This window comes from Caldisericum sp., assembly GCA_022759145.1.
In the GTDB taxonomy this organism is placed as follows: Bacteria; Caldisericota; Caldisericia; order Caldisericales; family Caldisericaceae; genus Caldisericum.
The window spans coordinates 1-3,426 of record JAEMPV010000094.1; the positions used below are offsets into that span (position 1 = coordinate 1).

The window sequence follows — 3,426 nt, forward strand, 5'->3', positions numbered from 1 at the left end:
TGGAGGAGGGGACTTTTCCCTCCTCCATTAATTGTCATGTCGAACGAAGTGAGACATCTCCGCCGTTTGTTTTTCGGGGGCCTTGAGGTGGTGGCGTTTACCCCCCTCAAATGTCCCACCTCCTCGATCTAAAATCTCCTCTTTTAAATTTTTACTTTCTGTTATAATAAGTTGGCATGATAAAGAATTACCTCGAGAGTATAAAAAGGATTTACGAAAAAGGAGACACAAGAGAAGAAAGTTTTTACTCGATACTTGCAGATTTCCTTTCCAACATTGCAAAGGACCTTCAGGGTATCGATGTTGATGTGCGAATACTTCCCAAAAAGACCGAGGCAGGCAACCCTGACATACGAATATGGAAAGGAAATAACGAAATTATTGGCTATGTCGAGGTGAAATATCCGATGAGGACCTCAACAAAATCGAAAAAAGCGAGCAACTACAAAGATATAGAAACGCTTTCCCCAATCTAATCCTCACAAACCTTCTTGAATTCAGGCTTTACAAATCTGGTAACCTTATTGACAAAATTGAGATACTGCCTTTTACTCAACTTATTAACCTCAATGTGACATCAGTTACAAAATCAAAAGAAAAAGAAATTAAAGAATTTTTCGAAAAATTTTTCTCGTTTGTCCTGGTAGAGACCTTTTCAACAGATGAAATTGCAAAAGCGCTTGCAGACAAAACCAAGATGCTCAAGTGGATTGTTTCATCACTTCTTGAGGACGGCGAACCTTTTCTAAATGGGCTTTATGAAAGTTTCGGCAAATATCTCATAACAGGCATCACAAAAGACGATTTTTGCGACCTTTATGCACAGACGCTTGCATATGGATTATTTACAGCTCGGTTACGCAGCAAAAACGAATTTAACAGACGTGAAGCATTTTATTTAATTCCAAAGACATTCGGTATCTTAAGGGACATATTCAAGATAATTTCCCTTGAGGACATCCCCGAGCAGATGGAGTGGATAATCGATGATATTGCAAATTCTCCTTGCCCATTTTGATGTAAGCGATATATTCAAAAAATACCGAAGCGAGAAGAAAGGCGAAGACCCTATTATCTACTTCTATGAAAACTTCCTTGCAGAATACGACCCTGAGGAACGTGAAAAGCGAGGTGTCTATTATACACCTGCGCCTGTTGTTTCTTATATCGTGCGTTCGCTTAATGCAATTCTCAAAGAAAAGTTTGACAAACCTGACGGGCTTTCGGATAAAAATGTAACTGTGCTCGACCCTGCAGGCGGGACGCTCTCGTTCCTTGAAGAAGCAATAACAATTGCAATCGATGAATTTAAAGAAAAATATGGCGATGAAAGCCTTAAAGGATTTATAAAAGACCATATTATAAATGACTTTTATGCGTTTGAACTTATGATGGCGCCTTATGTAATCGGGCATATGAGAATCTCGTTCCTCCTCGAAGATTATGGATACAAGCTTTCCGAAAATGAGAGAATTAAATTCTACCTTACAAACACCCTCGAGACTAATGTTATAAGTGAGGCATCATTCCCGTTTCTTTCGTCAATTTCAGAGGAATCCAAAAACGCAGAAAAGGTAAAAGAAGAAATTCCAATAATCGTGATTATGGGCAATCCTCCTTATTCTGGCATTTCAGCAAATAATGGCGAATGGATTGAAAAACTTCTCAAAGAAGATATAGACAGCATCCAAAGTTATTACAAGGTTGACGGACAACCGCTTAACGAGAAAAATCCGAAATGGCTTCAGGATGATTATGTAAAATTCATCCGCTTTGCGCAGTGGAAGATAAACAAAAATGGCGAAGGCGTGCTTGGGTTTATAACCAATCATAGTTACCTTGATAACCCGACATTCAGGGGAATGAGACAATCCTTAATGAAGACATTTGACGAAATTTATGTCCTTGATTTGCACGGCAACAGCCTTAAAAAGGAAAAGGCGCCCGACGGAAGCAAAGACGAGAATATTTTTGATATAAGGCAAGGGGTTGCAATCGCATTTTTCATAAAGAAAAAGGATGCAAAAGAACGAGGCGTTTATCACTCAGAAATCTGGAGGTTAAGAGAACAAAAATATGAGTATCTATCAAATAACGATTTTACAACAACTCAGTGGAAAAAACTCGAGCCAAAACCAGAATTTTACATGTTTGTCCCGAGAAATGAGGAATTGCTCAATGATTACAACACATTTCCAAAAATTACTGATATTTTCCCGGTGAATAGCGTCGGTATAGTCACAGCAAGAGATGAATTTGTAATCGATAGAGACAAAAAGGTCCTTGAAAATAGAATTTTGAGTTTCAAAAATAGCAAATTAACTGATGATGAACTTCACGAACATTTCAAGATAAGCAAGAAAAAAGGATGGAGCATCAGGAAAGCATGGAGTTCGCTTCAATCTATTCCTGATACAGTGGTATTCCAAAATATTGTCCCAATACTTTACAGACCTTTTGATATTCAGTGGATATTTTATCATGAAGATCTTGTAGAACGCTCAAGAAAAGAAGTTATGCGCCATATGTTGCAGGAAAATTTGGGGCTACTTATTAAAAGACAAAATAAAAGGACACCTTTTTCTTATGCCTTCGTTTCAGACCTCATTGTTGAAAGTTGTGTTTTTAAAAGCGCTTTTGCAAACAATACTATTTGTCCTCTCTACCTCTACCCATCATCCGACAAAAAGGACTTGTTTGATGAAGGCGCAAGCCAAACAGAAAAAGTTCCAAACATAAAGCCTGAAATTTTCGATATACTTACAAAGTATTTTCAAAAAACTCCGACACCTGAAGAAATCTTTTACTACATCTATGCAGTGCTTTATTCAAATATTTACCGCACAAAGTATGCAGAATTTCTAAAAATTGATTTTCCACGCATTCCGCTTACAAGCAATTATGATGTTTTTACAAAAATGACTTTGCTTGGTAAAAGGCTTGTTGACCTCCACTTACTGAAGTCTCAGGAATTAAATACCCCAATTGCAAAATTTCAGGGCGTCGGAAACTCAGAAGTTGTAAAAGTCAATTTCGTTGAAAATCAAAATCGAGTTTATATAAATGCAACACAATATTTTGAGGGTATCACAAAAGAGGTATTTGAATATCAAATAGGCGGTTATCAGGTGATGAGCAAGTGGCTAAAAGATAGGAAAGGCAGATTCCTTACCCTCGACGAGACAATCACCTATTGCAAAATCGCAACCGCCCTTTCAAAAACCATCGAAATTCAAAAAGAAATCGACACGCTCTACCCCTTATGTGAAAACTAAAAAGTCGTCTTCGGGTGGAGTTTCGAGGAGGGTCAGTCTACCTCCTCGATTTAAAGGAGGAGACCCCTCAATAATGCATTTCGGGGTGACAAAAAAATTTTAGGGGGAGTCTTGAGTGGGATCTTTTCATCCACTCAAGTGGTTAAGGAGG

General features: G+C 38.0%; 3 protein-coding genes. All 3 read left to right on the forward strand.

The annotated features are described in order from the left end of the window. The first annotated feature begins 176 nt into the window (after positions 1–176). Positions 177–476: a hypothetical protein gene (locus JHC30_06070; protein ID MCI4463717.1), complete on the forward strand. Its 300-nt coding sequence runs from the start codon at positions 177–179 to the stop codon at positions 474–476. A gap of 95 nt (positions 477–571) precedes the next feature. Further along, a complete protein-coding gene (locus JHC30_06075) occupies positions 572–1,018 on the forward strand; it encodes a hypothetical protein (GenBank protein ID MCI4463718.1) in 447 nt (148 codons plus the stop codon). Continuing rightward, positions 987–3,275, forward strand: coding sequence for an N-6 DNA methylase (locus JHC30_06080; GenBank protein MCI4463719.1), 2,289 nt, complete (start codon positions 987–989; stop codon positions 3,273–3,275). Before JHC30_06075 ends, JHC30_06080 begins: the two co-directional genes overlap by 32 nt. Positions 3,276–3,426 lie beyond the last annotated feature (151 nt).